Annotated in this window: 9 protein-coding genes; 6 read left to right on the top strand and 3 right to left on the bottom strand. The window is 37.3% G+C overall.

Annotated elements, in window-relative coordinates:
- Positions 1-81: 81 nt before the first annotated feature.
- From CA2015_RS01485 to CA2015_RS01500, 4 genes are all read left to right on the top strand, one after another.
- Positions 82-1,317 carry an RNA polymerase sigma factor gene (locus CA2015_RS01485; RefSeq protein ID WP_048640283.1) on the top strand — a complete coding sequence of 412 codons (1,236 nt, stop codon included), beginning with the start codon at positions 82-84 and terminating at the stop codon, positions 1,315-1,317.
- Entirely contained in the window at positions 1,298-3,676 is a 2,379-nt protein-coding gene (locus CA2015_RS01490; protein WP_205749792.1) for an SRPBCC family protein, read from the top strand. Before CA2015_RS01485 ends, CA2015_RS01490 begins: the two co-directional genes overlap by 20 nt.
- A gap of 384 nt (positions 3,677-4,060) precedes the next feature.
- Entirely contained in the window at positions 4,061-4,849 is a 789-nt protein-coding gene (locus CA2015_RS01495) for a hypothetical protein (protein ID WP_048644297.1), read from the top strand.
- Between the two features lie 512 nt (positions 4,850-5,361).
- On the top strand, positions 5,362-5,676 hold the full coding sequence (locus CA2015_RS01500) for a hypothetical protein (RefSeq protein WP_048640284.1): 315 nt from the start codon (positions 5,362-5,364) through the stop codon (positions 5,674-5,676).
- Between the two features lie 300 nt (positions 5,677-5,976).
- Here CA2015_RS01500 and CA2015_RS01505 read toward each other — a convergent pair whose 3' ends face one another.
- On the bottom strand, positions 5,977-6,960 hold the full coding sequence (locus CA2015_RS01505; protein ID WP_048640285.1) for an NAD-dependent epimerase/dehydratase family protein: 984 nt from the start codon (positions 6,958-6,960) through the stop codon (positions 5,977-5,979).
- Between the two features lie 280 nt (positions 6,961-7,240).
- Positions 7,241-9,235: an LruC domain-containing protein gene (locus tag CA2015_RS01510; RefSeq protein ID WP_048640286.1), complete on the bottom strand. Its 1,995-nt coding sequence runs from the start codon at positions 9,233-9,235 to the stop codon at positions 7,241-7,243.
- 1,860 nt (positions 9,236-11,095) lie between these two features.
- Here CA2015_RS01510 and CA2015_RS01515 point away from each other — a divergent pair.
- Entirely contained in the window at positions 11,096-14,473 is a 3,378-nt protein-coding gene (locus tag CA2015_RS01515; RefSeq protein WP_048640287.1) for a SusC/RagA family TonB-linked outer membrane protein, read from the top strand.
- An 18-nt stretch (positions 14,474-14,491) separates the two neighbouring features.
- The gene (locus CA2015_RS01520) at positions 14,492-16,168 is read left to right on the top strand and encodes a SusD/RagB family nutrient-binding outer membrane lipoprotein (protein WP_048640288.1); all 1,677 of its coding nucleotides are present in this window, start codon (positions 14,492-14,494) and stop codon (positions 16,166-16,168) included.
- A gap of 392 nt (positions 16,169-16,560) precedes the next feature.
- Here CA2015_RS01520 and CA2015_RS01525 read toward each other — a convergent pair whose 3' ends face one another.
- On the bottom strand, positions 16,561-17,598 hold the full coding sequence (locus CA2015_RS01525; RefSeq protein ID WP_048640289.1) for an IS4 family transposase: 1,038 nt from the start codon (positions 17,596-17,598) through the stop codon (positions 16,561-16,563).
- Positions 17,599-17,987: the final 389 nt, after the last annotated feature.

Raw genomic sequence — 17,987 nt, forward strand, 5'->3', positions numbered from 1 at the left:
AGAATTAAGTGTAATGGATGGAACAACTTTTATTATAAGGATCTGGACCATCATCTAACACAGTTTGGTGTATAATTGGCTATGCAAGAAAAGGAACTCATTCCTCATTTATTCAAAACAGAGTACAGGAAAATCATTTCTGTACTCTGTAAATTGTTTGGAATAGCCCACATTGAAATCGCGGAGGACATTGTTAATGATACTTTTCTTTTGGCAAGCGAAACTTGGGGACTTAAGGGTATTCCTGAAGAGCCTACAGCTTGGTTGTATTTTGTTGCCAAAAACAAAACGAGGGATTATTTCAAGAGAACAAAAATTTTCAACGAGAAAATATCCAACGACCTAAAGCACAATCAATCAACCAGCTACGAATTGGAGCTTGACCTTTCGGAAGAAAACATCAATGACAGCCAATTACAAATGTTATTTGCTGTTTGCAATCCTATTAATAGCAATGAATTACAAATCGCTCTTGCCTTAAGAATACTTTGTGGTTTTGGCGTGGAAGAAATTTCCAATGCCTTATTATGTTCAAAGGATACAATCAACAAAAGACTCTATAGGGCAAAAACAGCTTTGCGGGAAAACAATATAGACTTGTCCTTTCCCTCGAACTCAAGTCTGGAAAACAGGTTGGACAATGTGCTTTCAATATTATACCTCCTATTTAATGAGGGCTATTATTCCTCCACATCTTCCAATTCACTCAGTAAAGACCTATGTTTGGAAGCAATGCGCCTACTCTACATCCTGACCGAAAATGAGAAAACCAATGTCCCAAGAGCGAACGCATTGATGGCATTATTCTGTTTTCATTCATCGAGATTTGACGCAAGGCTTGATCAGTCCGGACAGCAGGTCATCTATAAAGAACAGGACAAAACAAAGTGGGACGCTGAGCTAATTCAAAAAGGCGAAACTTACCTTCGCTATTCAGCAAAAAGCGAACAGATATCAAAATATCATTTGGAGGCAGGGATAGCTTTTTGGCATTCAAGAATAAAAGTGGCCGAAAAAGATAAATGGAATAACATTCTACAATTTTACAACCGTCTACTGCTAATCGAATACTCACCCATTACGGCCTTAAACAGGACCTATGCTTTGGCTATGGCTGAAAGTAAGGTGACGGCATTGAAGGAAGCTCTGAAAATAGACTTAAAGAAGAACCATCTTTACCATTCCCTTCTAGCTGAGTTATACAATGGAATAGATCCGAAAAAGCAAACGGAGCATTTGGACTTGGCAATAAAACTGGCTAAAAACGAAAACGACAAGCTATTTTTAATAAGTAAACGTGAAAAAGCCAAGAGCTAGAGGGCAGATGATTACTGAACAACCACTTTCTTTCAAAGTAACCCGATTAATTAAGAATTACATTATGATTGGCAATAATTTTAGACACTTTACCGGATGGCTACTTCTCATTTTTTTGATAAGCAATTGTTCAAACAAGGAACAGGGTAATTTTAGTACCTTGTATTTTGAAATCAAGATTGATGACAAGGGCTTTATCACCAGCATGAAAAACAATACCCTGTCTCCACATCGGGAATTTAGCCCAGCAGATAAACCTTCTCCTTTAATGTGCCTTTATGATGGTGAAAAGCAAGTATATTATAAGCCAATTAAGGCAATATTTAATGAGGCAGAAAATGCAATAACACTTGATTTCTCCAATGGCTCTGTGGCCCAAATTAGCCTGGAAACGAAAAACAAATATTTCAAATTCACCCTTGAATCCCTTAGCCAATCCGAAGGCATTGAAGGTGTACAATGGGGTCCTTACCACACCAATATCACCAACCTTTTTGGTGAAATCATCGGCGTTGCAAGAGACAGCAGCGAATTGGTCAATTACGCCATTGGAATGCTTGCCCTGGATGACAACACACTGGGAGGCACTTCAGAAACCAAAGCCGATGCCGCTCCATTTCAGTACATTATTCATTCCCCTGACCCTTCAATTTACCCCTTACCTGACTCCTTGCATGAAGGCCAGGTTTTCACGCTTGGTGGAGATGGCATCAACGATGTGGCTTTTTATGCCCACAAAGAACCTTACTTCAGAATAATGTATGGCAATGCGGCTACAGTTGACGACAAAGGAAGAATCTCCATAAATTACCAGTCAAGAGATCGGACTAAAAAAAGGGAGGTCTATTATTCTTTGATTCCCAATATGGCAGTGAATACGCCTAATCATTTGGAAGTTCAACCATTGCCCGGCATTGATTATATCGGCTCCTCAATTGCATTGTGGGGCAGTCCAGACAGCCTTGCCTTGATGGATGTTATTCAAAACATTGTATTGTCAGAAGGCTTGCCCTACCCTACCATTAATGAAAAATGGGTGAAAGATCCTTCTGCTTTTGTGCCAGATGCCATGACCCACGGAGGCTTAAATGACAGCATCATCTCCTATACTTCCCAAATGGGATTTAAGACAATCAGTATGTATGACCAAGGATTCGTCAGACCTGATCGAGGAAATGGAGGCTATATTGATGGGAGCGATTTTGAGAGAAAACCTATACAGCTCAGCTCTGGAAATAAATCCCACAAGGAATTTTCCGAAATGGCAGCCAAATATGGGATTACAATTGGTAGAACTACCATTACAACTGCACTAGCTCCTGGGACCAAAGATGCCAGCCCAATCCCAAGCGATAGCCTTTGTTACCAGCAAAAACGATTGTTGGTAAACTCCATCAGCCCCGACGACACCCTTATTGTGGTAGATGATCCAACACATTTGGATGAAATCGCAAGTTGGGAAGGCCATGCGGAGAATTTGAATATGATAAAAATCGGCAAGGAACTCATTTATTATCTGGGCGTTTCAGAAAGCAAACCCTACAGGCTTTTAAATGTAAAACGTGGGTATTGGGGAACAAAGGCTCTCCACCACGCTGCAAATGACACCATTTACAAGTTGCAGGTAACTTTAAATTACGGTTATGATGGACTGATTCCCAATATGGAACTTCAGGACAAAATTGCAGCATACTACGCAGATGTATGTTTCATCAATGGACTGGGTTATTATGACTTTGATGGACAGGAGTTTTTGTTTAACAACGGCCATGGATACTATTCCGCAAAACGATTTTTTCGAAAAATGTTTGAAAGAGCAGCGGCACATGGAATCCCGCCCATTCGCTTTACTGGGGCCACTTTATCGGAGGGTTCATGGCATTATCAAAGTATATGGAATGTAGGAGGAGGAAAGAATTTATATGATGTAGAGACCAGAGAATGGGGCAGCAGTACCAGTCAGGGTAAAGACCTTAGGGATGTGACATATGCCAATTTCTTCCCTGTTGGTATGGGCCGTAATTTTGCGATCAATGCCAACTCAACAGTTGAACAATATTCACATATACAAGCCATATCTGTAGGCCTTGGCACTACCTATAGTTTAGAGTTGAACCAAAAAGAGGTAGAAAGTTGTCCTCAGAAATATGAAATATTTAGAACGATAAGCATTTGGGAAAAAGCCCGTTCGGCCAATGCATTTCCGCGGAACATCAAAAAACTATTGGTTGATCCTAAAAGGAACTGGATTCTGGAGCAGGGTGAAAACGAAGATTCTTGGATACTTAACGAAATAAAAGAGGACAAAGAAAAGATCCAATTCATTTTACACAGAAATGATAACTATTCAGCTACATAAAGAAAAATGTACATTTCATATAATCAGGATACGAAAACATAGGGAAATGTTGCGTATTGACGCTAACTTGAGATTTTGTCAGCATTATAGCAGAAAATAAGGCAACATTTCCGTCAATGATATACTTTTTTTACCAAACAGCTATTTTTTTTATTCATTGCTATAACAAACCACTGAAAAATAGTATTTTGAACTTTTAATTACAAACAAAGTTTTTTTTCAACTTACTGATGTTGTCCTTTTTCGAAAAGCTCACTGACTTGCTCCAAATCAATGACACCATTTTCAAACAGGATAATGCTCACCCAAAAACAGCAGGGAAAAGAAGGACTAAATTTTGTCAAAAAACACCCGTCACCTAACAAACATTTAAACAATTACCTCATGAAAAAAGCTATTTCAGTATTTGTATTTTTTTTATTTTTCATCACTATCAATCAATCATATAGCCAGATAGATGTTAATGTAACGGACATCAAAAGTGAAGAAACTTTTTCATTTAGTAATGTCTACGACAATTACGACTTGGACAAATCACTGCCCACAATGGTTATCACCTGGAGCGGTAAATGGTGCTATCCCTGCATCAATTTAATCAACCGTTATATGGATTGTGATTTATCGATGCTCAATTTAATAACCATAAATGTGGACGCTGAAGAAAACTTAGTCGATATATTAGACGAGGGGCACCACCAGAATTGGGACAAGGCAATAAACCTCCATGCTAACTTAGGGGAGGATGAAAAGGGCTTTGACAATGTATTCAATGTTACTTCTGCCCCCTTAGTACTGTATTTAGTTGATGGGATGATCTCAGATGCGGTGGTGAGCTATTCTCTTTATCCCTATCGTTTATTACAAACAGATCGAATCAAAGACATTAACTTCATATGGGACAGTTCAAGGGATTTAAATTCTCTTGCATGGGGAATATATAGCAATGAGGATGACGTAGAAAAATTAGAGTTGGCAAAAGAATGGGTTTTACGCTCAATGAAATTAGAAAAAACCTATTCAAATACAGACACTTACGCTGCGCTGCTTTATAAAACAGGAGATTACACACAATCTTTAAAATTGGCAAAGCAGGCTATAGAAATAGCCAAAGAAAATGATCAAGATTACAGCTCCACAACAGAATTAATAAATAAGGTCATTGAAAAACTGTAAGTAAAATCTAAAGAATTAAGGGCTGTGATAAACCTATATCACAGCCCTTATCTCGCTTTTTCTCAACAAAAGTAAACTTTATCGTATATTGGAAAGAAGAAAATTCGAATCAGGAAATTAGGGTTGTATTACCTGAATTGCATCTTAAGAAAAAATCAGCATCTCTCTCGAATAAACAACAAGAAGGACCCGTCTACTGACACAATTGTATGCATCACAGGGCCTGAATTACAACTCATTTATTGATTTTTTTCAACTATTTTGGTCAATTCAATTAATTCATAAGTCCTTGAAAATAAACATATACATCCTACTATTCTTAACACTATTTTCATTGAGTATCCCTCAAGGTTATACGCAGCAATTGGGGGATAAGCCACGGGCTTTGTTGATAATGGGAGGAAATTGTACCAATGATTTTTTTTTAACCCAATATTCAGGATTAACGGGTGGGGTCGTGTTTGGAATTTTTTGCATAGCTCCGCTATGGTGAAATTGAAAACAGCAACGAAGTGGCTGATTTTGAAGCGATTTATGCACGTAATAGATTGTCTATTGCGTATTTCGGGTTTAAGGTTATTGGAGCAGGCTATGTTAGTATCTATGATGGTACCCGATGGTCAGAAGAACGGAACACCATCTACCAATTACCTCCGGGTGTAGAACAGTTTTATCTTTTGGCCTCCAACCTTGAGTATGACATGCGCATTCGGAAAGTGATCTTTCCCGAAGATCGCACCGAAGGACATGTTAATGTTCCCTTTCTAATAACATTGGAAGGAACTTACCAGCAGGTAGAGGGACTTAAGTACGGAAATGATATTTGAATAAAAGTAAAAACAGAAGCTGGCAGACTACTTTTCGAACAATCCTGGAATGGAGCAATTTACGAGGTACTCTATGACCATTCTTTGACTTTTTTTAGACCTAATGTCAATGCGGTGTTTTATTTTGAAAAAGACAAGTTTGGCTCCATAGATCGTTTCAATTATTATCAAAATGGGAGCACTACTTGGAAAAAGCTAAGCCTCAACCAACAATAGAGGAAATTGCAAACTTTAGAAAGTAGCAAATAAGGACTCCCATAGCTATAGGAATCCTATCCATTGGAAAGACAGATTTCCTATTTAACTACTATATTTCCCTTCCTGATTAGGGCCTACTTGTATACCTAATTTATCAAAATAGTGCTCAATGGCTTCCTGAACCGCTTCCAGAGAACTGTATTTCGGTTGGTAGTTCAACAATTGCTTGGCCTTTGCAATGCTTCCGCAGGGACTATGGGCAATATGATCCCAAGTCAATTCCTTATTCCTTGGATTATTGACTTTTCCCCATTCCTCCCAGGGTAAGAATTTCAATTTTGCCTCACGCCCAAATACACTTGCCACCCCCTCTGCAAAACCTCGCAAGGTAAGAGCTTGCTCTGAAACAACATGAAAACTTTCACCTATGGAATTCTTTTTGTTTTCAATGGCCTTGATAAATGCTTGAGCAACATCATCGGCATGAACATGATGAACTGTTTCCATACCGAAATTGGGCAATACGATTTCCTCACCTTTAGCCAAGCGTATAAAAATCTCAGGATCAAGATGCCCCGCAGGATTAATAGGCAACCAACCCGGCCCGGTAATATGACCAGGATGCAGAATTGTAACTGGAAATCCTGACTCTTTATGAAAGGCAAGCAAGTATGCCTCGATCTTTGCTTTATCAATTCCATATTCACCAAAAGGATTGCGCTTTTGATTTTCTGTGGTTGGTATTTGTTCACTGTAACCATGCACCCACATACTCCCACAATGTAGGAAATGCTGAATCTTGCCATTTAGCGCCTCTGCAAGATTACGTGCGCTCTCTGTTGTAAAGCAAATTAAATCAATAACAACATCTCCTTTCAAGGCTAATATTCGAGAGGAAAAATCGCCATTTTCTTCAGCTTTTGTTCGATCAATCGTAACATATTCAACTGATGTCCAGGTTTCGTCATTAACATAAGGCTCAGCCTGCTGACGACTTACACAGACCACAGTATGGCCAGCTTTTATAAGACGAGGAACCAAATAGGTACCAATGTGACCTGTACCACCAATTATTATTACTTTCATAGTATTTTTTCAGTTAATTAAGAACAACAGGGAGCATATTGTTTTAAAAAAGCAATATACCTACACCATAAACTTGTTCAAAAAATAAGGAGGCTAATGTTTTTTTTAGCACTTTTAAAAGCCAACATTAACCACTTTTTTTTCAAAAACAAAAACCATCAATTCCTCCTAACATCATATTCAATTAATTAAGCTTGTTCTTTTTAGGTTAAAAAAAATACCCCAAAGAAGTACTTTGGGGTATTTTTATTAAATATGAGTTAGAATTTAAAGAATGATTTTATTCCAATAAATCATCATTTCTATTCCCTGGATTGTCTTTATACCAATCTACATTATTCGATCCTCCAGATTCTGCCCAAGAACTAAAAAAGTTATAAGCCGAAGTGATATCAACTTTTTCTTTTGGTACTTTAAAATCGTGAATAATACTTATAGCCCAAGGAAATCCATTTTCCGAAATAAAATTACCATCAGTATCTTTATTATCCCCTGTGAAGGCAACGCTTTGGTCACCTAAGCTTGTTATATGTCTATATGGCAAATGAATCTCTTTTTCTCTCTGTTTATTTACAATAATAAACGGATTAAAAGGTGCAACCCCCAAATCGCTGGTACTTATTGGATCTACAAATCGAATAGAGATCGTAGTTTCATTTAATATATTATCAACATCATCTGCTAAAATAATAACCGCATTGTCCTGCCCTGCTTCTGTACCATTTGAACTTACATTTATAAAACCATGGGTTAATACAGGACCAGATACACTTTCGATTTGAGAAGGATCCAGTCCTTCGATTTCAAATCCAATTCCATTGGTATACCCTGCTCCATTGGCTTTTATATTACAAACAAAGTCTAAACGAACAGCTAAATTGTCGGCGTTTAAAACAGCGATGGCCTGGTAACTTAAAACAGCATCGTTAAAGTCATAATCGCCCGTTGATGGCCATAAATCCTCAAAAGCGATTGTTCCTTTTCCGTATTTACTAGGTGTAAAAGACTCAAAAGCGGCTTCTGCATCATCTGGAAACGCATCATCCTGATCCAATATTCCATCACCATCAGAATCGGTTTCATCAACATTATCTGAATACACCCTAAAAGTAGTCAAGTCATTTATCTTTCTTCCAAAAGCAGTATTGTTATTGGCCCTTGAACCATATTTATACTCCCAACCACCCGTCTCTGTATCCATTACTATCAAATCCGCATTGGCCGATGCTTCTGCTAACCATAACTCCTGATTGGAATCAAATGTCATGGAGGTTGGTGTAAATGGCAAGTTGTCAGCGCTTATTCTTGTACTTTGATAATCACCATCATCGTTTAGATCTAACCTATAAAGGCCTGAGAAAGTACATAGGAAAAGTGTGCCATCTTCAGCAAAATCCAAATCACCACCTGTTGTATTGTGAAGTCCTAAAATATCTTTGACACTTACTCTTTCTCCTGTGGAAGGATCAAAAGTGTATAGCTTTGCGCCATTATTGGAAAAATACAATAAACCATCATTCGGATTATAACCTAACCTAGGTCCGCCAATCCCCAGATTCGCGACTGTTTCCCAAGAATCTTCGACGATAGAATATTTCATTAAGGGATAAGGCTTGGACCTTCCAATAGAATAGAGCATCTTACTTTCCTGGTCAATGGCACAGGTAAAACTACCCATAGGCATATTTGACAAATCAGTAAGTTCACCTGTCAATGGATCAATTTGAAACAACTGTCCTTCTCCATTAACACTGTATAAATAATCGGTCACAGTTTGCCCTGCTAACGACCTTTCATTGGCACCGCTTTCTGAAAAAGTATAATTCACTTCTTGGTCGATAATGTCTTCTATGGAAGACGAAAAGCTTAAATGCTTGTTTCTTCTTATATAAACCTTGTTATAGAAATTAGGTAGATTAATAGTTTGCTTTAGTACCCCATTACTAGGAACACCGCTGAAAATCAATTTTTCTAAAACATCAGACTTGTAAATGGTTTCGGTAACAGTCTCCCCAAACTCATTCTCATAGGTCTCTGTACCTGCATCATACAATTCATCTGAATAAGCATACACATCGTATTTTGCATAAGTCGCATTATCAGAAATATTGATCGTTACATCTTGATAGGTGCTAAAGTCAAATCCTGAAGGAATTGATAAAACTTGATCCTCTTCATCAATTTTAGTAATTTTTTCAGGGGAAAACAGATTACAGCCTGCCAACAACAGTAGGACAAAACTGAATTTAAATAGATTATTTATTGATTTTCTCATAACTAGGAAATATTTAAACACTTCAGTAATCCATAAACCTTTAGATTCAATTAATTAAACCCGAAAAAACAATAGACATTCTATCATAGAATAGAATCACGCTCCGAAATTTCGGCAAACCCTATTGAAAAATACTGGTTAAACTTATGATTGAGGTTTTTTCAATTACTTTTTTTTATTACACGTACAGATGACTCTATTAAAAGTTAGCCAACTTCAATTCGTCGACTTCGATTTTTAGGCAGATTACAAACAGGCATAACAGTTTACAAAATGGAATTAAGAAATAGCATTAATTAACTCGCCGGTATTTCTCGTAAAAATTATCAAAACTTCTCAGTTTTAATTTATCAGTGAATTACGTTAAACAGTCTTTTATCTTCTTTAGAACAGTAGATTAAATGAATTGTTTCTAAATATTTTCAATTCTTCAATAGGTGATTTTTCCAATCTTAAAATAACTCCATTCAAAATTGTATTGGCATGAGTCCTGTTGACTTGGCCTGATTTTGATTTGCTACTACCTTTTTATTTTCTTACAATAATTATATCAAAATTTGATTTGTCCCATTTTCATTTTCAGGAACAAGCTTCCAAAAAGATTTACTATAGTGTAAAAATCAATTGCCTATATATTAGAAAACGAAATAATTAAACTAAAAAAACAATAGAAATAATTCAATAAAAACCAGACTAGTGCATTAAACTAATCTGTAAAAACGACAATGAAAACAGAATGTATTGCCCTCATTGGTACCTTAGCGTATGGTAAAAATCAAAGAGACCATACGACAATTGACAATCAAAAATCACGATTATTAACGTAATTTTCTTTTTGTAAAATTAGACAATTAATAGGAGTTTTCAAAGAAATATAAATTAGTTCTAATATAAAATCTAGTACCCATCCTAAAAAAGTAAATTTATAGCATTTATTTTTTTTCCCTTTTGGTTTTACACCCCCAAAACCCAACCCATAAATTTAGGACTACTTTTACAATAGACAATCTATCACGTGCTGAAATCGCTTCAAAATCAGCCACTTCGTTGCTGTTTTCAATTTCACCATAGCGGTGCTATGCTAAAATCTCCAAACACGACCTGATTTTCTTGCGATTGCAACACTTCCCGTAAACACGGGACAGGCTTCACCCCTGACTATTGTCAGGACGGAGAAATCCTATTACATCATCCTGGTTTAACCGAGTCATTGGTATTTATACAATTTAAAGAAGAGGTGCCTTAGCGCTATTTAAATTAGCCATTGCAAGCTTAAGAATCTTCTACTACTAATTTAGATTTTAGCACTAATTTAAACTGCTTTTAGTCGGAGTTAAAGTTTTAAAACAAATCAAAGCTACCATTTATAAAATTTTCCGCCCTTTCAAACAGAAAAAAGGGCATTTAAACTAAATATTTCATGCTATTATTTTATTAATAAATCATCTATAATTTATCACAAAACAAACCGAATTTATTGCTATATCAACCAATATTATTGCAATCTTATCTACAATTATCACAATACATTCTGTTTTAACCTGTAAATCATACGCACTTTTCAAAAAATCATCTGTAATTATATCAAAATTATCTGTACATTATCATTTGATTATGATTGCAGATATTCTGAAATATAGGCTTGCTTATAGGTTTAATATTGCAATCTTGCATTTTGGTTTGGATTTATTTCCACCTTCAATTTCCTTAAAATGCAAAAATTTAAACATTTATTTATAAACCCTAAACCCAAAATAAGAATGCCTATGACATAGAAACAAACGAACTGATATTTTAAGACCCGTAAGGTGCAAGAAAATAACCTTCGGTTTCAAATGAATTTATTTTAAAATTACAACAATGAAAAAAAAACAAATTAGTGGAGATCTTGAGGATCTTCCCCGTAAAACAATACGGACCATACAGTTAAGTCTGTTTTTGTTAGTATTGAACGCTGCGATGTTGTTTAGTACTGTTACCTATTCGCAGAATACCAACTCACAAAAAACAATCACTGGAGTAGTTACAGATGCAGATGGATCACCATTGATAGGAGTAGCAGTATTAGTTAAAGGGTCAACCAGCGGTACCGTAACCAATCTAGATGGTGATTTTTCAATTACTGTCCCTTCGAATACTGAATCTTTGCAGTTTTCGTATATAGGCTATCAACCACAGGAAGTGGCCATTGGCAGTCAGTCAATTTTAAACATCACAATGGTTGATGCTGCAGTTGGGCTAAATGAAGTAGTGGTTACTGCTCTTGGTATTTCCAGAGAAAAAGAATCTCTGGGGTATTCCGTTGGAACTGTTGGTGGGGATGAATTAAATAGAACTCCACAGGCTAGTGTACTTAGCTCAATGCAAGGAAAAATAGCCGGTGTACAGATTTCTCAAACCTACGGAGTTAAAGGTTCTTCCATGAACATGGTGATTAGAGGAGCATCTTCTTTAAACTCAGACAACCAACCTTTGTTCGTAATTGATGGTGTACCCGTTTACAACACTACGGATAACCTATTTAATCAGACTGACCTTGGTAATGCTATTTCAGACATTAACCCAGAAGATATAGAATCAATGTCAGTATTAAAAGGACCTAGTGCTGCGGCGCTTTATGGTTCACGTGCTGCGAATGGTGTAGTACTTATCACGACCAAATCAGGTTCTGGTAAAGAAAAAGGCTTAGGGGTGGATTTCAATTCATCATTTATTGTTGACAATCCCTACCAATACCTTCCTGTTCAAAATGAGTTTGCTTCAGGGCAAGAAGGTGCCTTTGTATTTGAAAACGATGCATACGAATTTTGGGGACCAAAGTTAGACAATGGCTTTATCGCCCAACAAAGAAACCAGGATAGTCCAAGTGAATTGGTTTCTCATCAAAACAATATTAATCGTCAGCAAGATTTTTATCAAAACGGATGGACGCAGGTAAACAATGTAGGAGTTAGTGGTAACTATGATAAAGCCAATTTCCGCGTTTCTTTGGGTAACTACCTTAACAAAGGTATTATGCCGAATGTAGATTTGAAAAAGAACAATATAAGCATCAATGGAACGATGAACTTGACTGATAATTTGGAGGTGACAGTAATGACCTCATTGAATGAGTCAAGTTCAGGAAATAGACCTAATACATATAGAAGTTTTCTAACCCCAACAAGAGCCATTTTGACTGTTGGGCCTCAAGTTGACATGTCCCTTTATAGTAATCCTGACACCTGGTGGATGCCTAACCAAGAAGGTATTGTTCAAACTCGCTGGAAAGAAAGGTGGAACAATCCTTATCTGATGCAAGAATTGGCCACAACTAGTTTTGATAGAGTACAGGCTATGACTAAGATACAAGTAGGCTGGGAATTTGCTAAAGACCTGCGCTTTACAGCAAGATACTTACGTAGTCAATTGAACCAAAGAGCAGTCAATCAAAGGCCATGGGATACAGTTGATTCAAAGAAAGGTAATTTTGATATTCAAAATTCCGGTTATAGGGAACAAAACTGGGAAGGACTTTTCTCCTATAACAAAACTTTTGGAGATTTTGACTTACAAGCCAATGCTGGGGGAAACCTAAGATACAATTACCAGGAGAACATTCATAACTCTACCACTAATCTGGTTATTCCTGGCTTGTATACCATTAGTAATGGAGGTCCAGGTTCGGTACTTTATACCAACTTCTTGAGTAAAAAGAAAGTGAACAGCCTTTTTGGCCAAACCTCTATAGGCTATAAAAACACGGTATATCTTGACTTGACAGCTAGGAATGATTGGTCTAGTACATTACCAAAAGAAAACCGCTCATATTTTTACCCTTCTGCATCTTTAAGTGTGCTGGTAAATGAAATGTTTGACATGCCGGAATGGATTAGCCTCGCTAAGGTTCGGGCAGGTTATGCTCAGGTAGGTAATGATGTAGACCCATATCAGCTTCAGAGATATTATAATTTTGGTGCAGATTGGGGAGATACCAAACGAGCAAGTATTGACAAGGTGGCTAAAAATGCCCAACTAAAACCTGAAATAGCTACTTCCAAAGAAGTTGGTGTTGACTTGTCTTTGTTTAATAACAGATTGACCCTAGATGCCACCTATTATACCATGGATAATAAAAACCAGGTACTTGGCATTAGCACCCCAATTACTTCAGGAGCAAACAGCAAACTGATCAATGCTGGTTTGGTAAGAAGTAATGGCTGGGACATCACGCTAGGTACCTCTATTATTAGGCAAAAGGATTTGTCATTTGATCTAGGATTAAATTTCACTAGAAATAGAACTACTATTGTAGAACTAGCCGATGGAGTTGAATACTTTGGCTATAGCCAAGGGTATGCTTATTTCTATACCTATCCAGGAGATCAGGTAGGAGATATTTATCAAGCTCCTTATTTTAAAGTGGAAGATCCAAATTCTGAGTACTATGGTCATGCCATTATCTATAGTAATGGTAAGCCTGAAAGAGATCAAAATCCTGAGAATTTTGAAAAAATTGGTAACTACAACCCTGATTTCATATTGGGTATAAACCCTAACGTGCAATATAAAAACTTCAGCCTCTCTGCAGTTATAGACTGGAGATCAGGTGGAGAATTCTACTCAGAGACTTTGAGACAAGGAAAGAATGATGGCAGGTTTCCGGAATATATTAACGGAAGCGTGGATTATGACCCCAATGTAGACATCGTACAGCAAATCAAAGATAACCCTGAGAAATATTCTCATGAATGGGTTGGAGGACGTGATTCTGAATATGGTGGTTTTGTATGGCAAGACGAGACACAACGAGAAGCCAGAAGCTATATAAATGCCGATGGGGAAAAAGTATACGTTAATGATGCCAGTTTTGATGTAGGCGTTAGAGAGGATGGCCAAGGTGGTTATATAGAGAATTTTGGAGGCCCAGGTACAATATGGCTTAGTCCGTATAACGCGCAAAAGGGAGCTGATAGATACTTGGCTTCAGCTAACCTATACAGTGCAACTTATGTGAAGCTAAGAGAGGTCTCAATTACCTATAGGTTCCCTAAGGCTATAGTAAATAAATTTAACCTTCAAAATATGTCTTTATCGTTGCTAGGTCAAAATTTGTTTATGTGGACAAAACACAATGTATTCATCGATCCTGAAACTGCTTATACCGCAAGAGGAAGTAGGAATGAACCAGGGTATGAGTTTTACTCTGTGATTCCACGTACCCGTAGTTTCGGTATGAAATTAAATGTTGGGTTTTAATTATAATAAATATTGATCATGAAGAAAATTATAATAATAATATTATCCATTGCATTCATTCCGATTTTAAACTCATGTAGTGATTTTGATAAATTGAGTGAAAGTCCCAATGATGTAAACGAAGTTGATCCAAATTTTCTATTAACTACAAGTACCTATAATTTTGCAAACACCTATAGTGAATTTGGTTATTGGGGTTCAAGGATTCCTTCCTTATTACAGTACTACCAAGTGGGTGATGGGTATAAATCAGAGGAACTAAACGCGCTTTATTGGACACCGGGACAAAGTAGTCCTTGGGCTTCTATTTACTCTAATCTAGTAGATATCCAGGCCATGTCTGACCTTAGTGTTGAGCAAGGAAACGTTTTTACTGAGGCTGTAGCTTTGGTATATCAAGCTGGACTTATCGATTTAGTTTCTAAGATATATGGTGATGTTCCCTTTTCAGAAACCAATCAACTAGAAGAAGGAGTTGTTTTCCCAAAATATGATCAGCAGAAAGAGATTTATGAAACCCTGTTGGTCAATTTGAAAAAAGCAAAAAACATGATTGAAGGGATTCCAGGGTCTCAAGTTCCTGTTTTAGATGGGTATGACTTGTTGTACGATGGAGATAAAGACAAATGGGTAAAGTTTGTTAATTCTCTTAGAATCAGGATGTGCTTATTGTTAAACAACAAAAGAAATGAATTAAGCATTGATTTAGATGCTGAGTTCCAAGATGCTGCTCAAAATGTTTTCACAAGTAGTGATGACAATGCTGTGCTAGATTATCTGGGAAATTCTGCAGCTACTTCTTTTCGAGGGGGACAATTTAGGTCTTCAGAACTGACTTATGCCAGGAGAATGGGCTTAGGTTTTCTTAATTCATTAAGAGATCAAAATGACCCTAGATTGTATAGGTGGTTACGTCCTGTTGAAAAGAAATGGGACAAAGATGTTGAATCAGCAACGACGATCCAATATACAGATCCACTAGGACAGACTTTCCCTGTTGAAGTATTGCCATACCCTAGTGGTTATGATGATCTGGACACAAGTCTTTACGTTGGTTTACCCGTTGGTAGCCAAGCTTCATGGACAGCCTATAATGCAGGACCTCAAGCTACTTCTGTTGAACCTAAGACAACCCCGTTTAATAGTCGCCTTAGTGAGATTTATTTCGAAAATGCAAATCCATATATAGGCATGGATATTATCACCTATTCTGAAGTTGAATTTATATTGGCAGAAGCTGCAGAAATTGGGGCTTTTGGTGTCAGTGATGCAGAAGGTCATTATAAGAAAGCCATTCAAGCTTCTATGGATGAATGGGGAATATTTGGCGATTATGTAGGAGGATTTGATTTTAATGAATTTTACAGTCAGGAAAATATTGACTTGAGTCAGGCAACAAATAAGCATGAGCGCATTATGACTCAAAAATACATATCCATGTTTTTCAGACCTGAGCCATGGTTTGACTGGCGTAGAACAGGCTATCCGAATCTTATACCTCCATATGATGGTGCTCAGCCCGCTATTCCTATTAGGTATCATTATGATTCACCTACACCTCCTGATCCTCAGTATGTTGACAAATACAATGAAGCTGTTGAGAGACTGGAGAAATCCGAATTTGTTCAGGTGCCATCAAATGATGATACTCGCTCACGTATGTGGTTACTACAAGGAACCAATTTACCTTATTAATCATTTATAACCACCAATTAACTATAGAGGGTTTGCTGAAATTACTTTCAGCAAACCCTCATTTTTTTATATAAATTTGTAATATATAGGTATTGACTTTCTAAAGGTTCATAGCCAAACAGGCATGGATTTCTATTTGCTGAAAGGACCATTGCTCTATACGAATTTCAACCCGAAATATGCAATAGACAATCTATTAAGTGCTGAAATCGCTTCAAAATCAGCCACTTCCTTGCTGATTTCAATTTACCCATAGCGGTGCTATGCTAAAATCTCCAAACAGCCTGATTTTCTTGAGATTGCAACACTTCCCGTAAACACGGGACAGGCTTCACCCCTGACATTGTCAGGGCGGAGAAATCCTATTACATAATCCGGGCAATGTCGTTTAGTTAAGGTTTATAAGTTATAAAATTACTGGGTCTGGCAGTATACCTTTTTATTCTAGGAACTGACCTGTTGGGCCGTATTATTTCAAGTTGAAGCAACAGTTTGAAAGCATAATCAGATATTTTTCCAATGATTTTGTCCATTCCTTGTTTGAGTTGATCAATTATAGATTTGGTTTTACGATACGCCTGGGTTCTGTTGATCTGATAAGTGTTTTTCCGTTTTTTATTACAGTAGTCAATCCCTTTTTTGGTAAGTGTTTTACTGAGAATGTTGCTCAAGTTGGCCCTGAGAATGATTCTATTAAAATCCTGGAGAACGGCCCTGGCCGTCTTTCCGCTCAGGTTTTCAAGTTCCGCCCTAGTTTTGAGTAGCTTGAAAGACTCTTCAACAGGCCATCTTTTCCTGTAGAGCTCACGTATTTCCTTGACAGGGTACTTCTTATGGTCAACTAGGTTGGTTATCAATATATGGTCTTCTCCTGATGCAATCGGTACCCGTACGAGCCTTAACTTGAGTGCCTCAGTAGAAATATTCCTTTCCCTACACCTGTTTAAGGCCTCTTTGGAAGGGGACACCTCTATGATCTGCTGTTTTTGGGTAGATGCTAAAAATGCCTTTGCATGTTTCCATCTGTTTGCCTTTACCCTGATGACAAAGGATTTCTGTTGCTGAACCAATGAGGACATGAGCCAAAAGGCCGCATAAGCCCTATCCATTATAAGCAGGTCGCCCGGCCCTAGACAGGGAAGATGACTTTCACACAGAGCAAGTTCACTTGTCCTGTAATGTTTGATCTTGGCATCTATACTGATTTGGTTGAGTACATCGTAGGCTTGGGAAACACGGGCTAACACTACTTTTCTCCCGTTTTCAGTCCGGGTTTCGAAATGGCCAAAACCTTTTGCCAATTCTTTGCTGTAAGGAAGCTGCAAAGTACTGCCGTCGATACCTATAAGCCGAAAACCTTTCCATTTACGGATATGGCTGGCTTTATTATAATAAAAAGAACATTGTTGTTCATTGAGCCATGTAAACACCTTGGGGTTTAGTTTGGATCGTTGCTGACTGAATGCTCCTTTGGAATAGCTGACCGATTTGTCGGAAAAAAATTATCAAGTTCTTGCTGAACACTCGATTTACCCAGGCCCAACATGAAGTAGATAAGATCTGTAAAACCCAAACACCGCTGACGAACAAACGCTGTGTTAGTCGTACGGAACCTATCGCGTGTTAATCCATTTTCTATATTGTTTTTTAATAGTTTTAAAAAGTCCTTCGAAAAGGAAAAGGACTTGATTGTTGTTAGATTATTTTCAAAAAAACTACGCTCCCTTTTCTTTCCTAAAAATAATAAAAATTCCTTAACTAAACGACATTGATAATCCGGGTTAACCTGTCGGTTTTACTACTAATGGAACAGTAAATT

It is taken from the genome of Cyclobacterium amurskyense, from assembly GCF_001050135.1.
Lineage (GTDB): Bacteria > Bacteroidota > Bacteroidia > Cytophagales > Cyclobacteriaceae > Cyclobacterium > Cyclobacterium amurskyense.

Coding starts and splice junctions, on each gene's coding strand:
- CA2015_RS01515 (WP_048640287.1), top strand. CDS start 11,096: ATGAAAAAAAAACAAATTAGTGGAGATCTTGAGGATCTTCCCCGTAAA.
- CA2015_RS01485 (WP_048640283.1), top strand. CDS start 82: ATGCAAGAAAAGGAACTCATTCCTCATTTATTCAAAACAGAGTACAGG.
- CA2015_RS01495 (WP_048644297.1), top strand. CDS start 4,061: ATGAAAAAAGCTATTTCAGTATTTGTATTTTTTTTATTTTTCATCACT.
- CA2015_RS01510 (WP_048640286.1), bottom strand. CDS start 9,235: ATGAGAAAATCAATAAATAATCTATTTAAATTCAGTTTTGTCCTACTG.
- CA2015_RS01520 (WP_048640288.1), top strand. CDS start 14,492: ATGAAGAAAATTATAATAATAATATTATCCATTGCATTCATTCCGATT.
- CA2015_RS01505 (WP_048640285.1), bottom strand. CDS start 6,960: ATGAAAGTAATAATAATTGGTGGTACAGGTCACATTGGTACCTATTTG.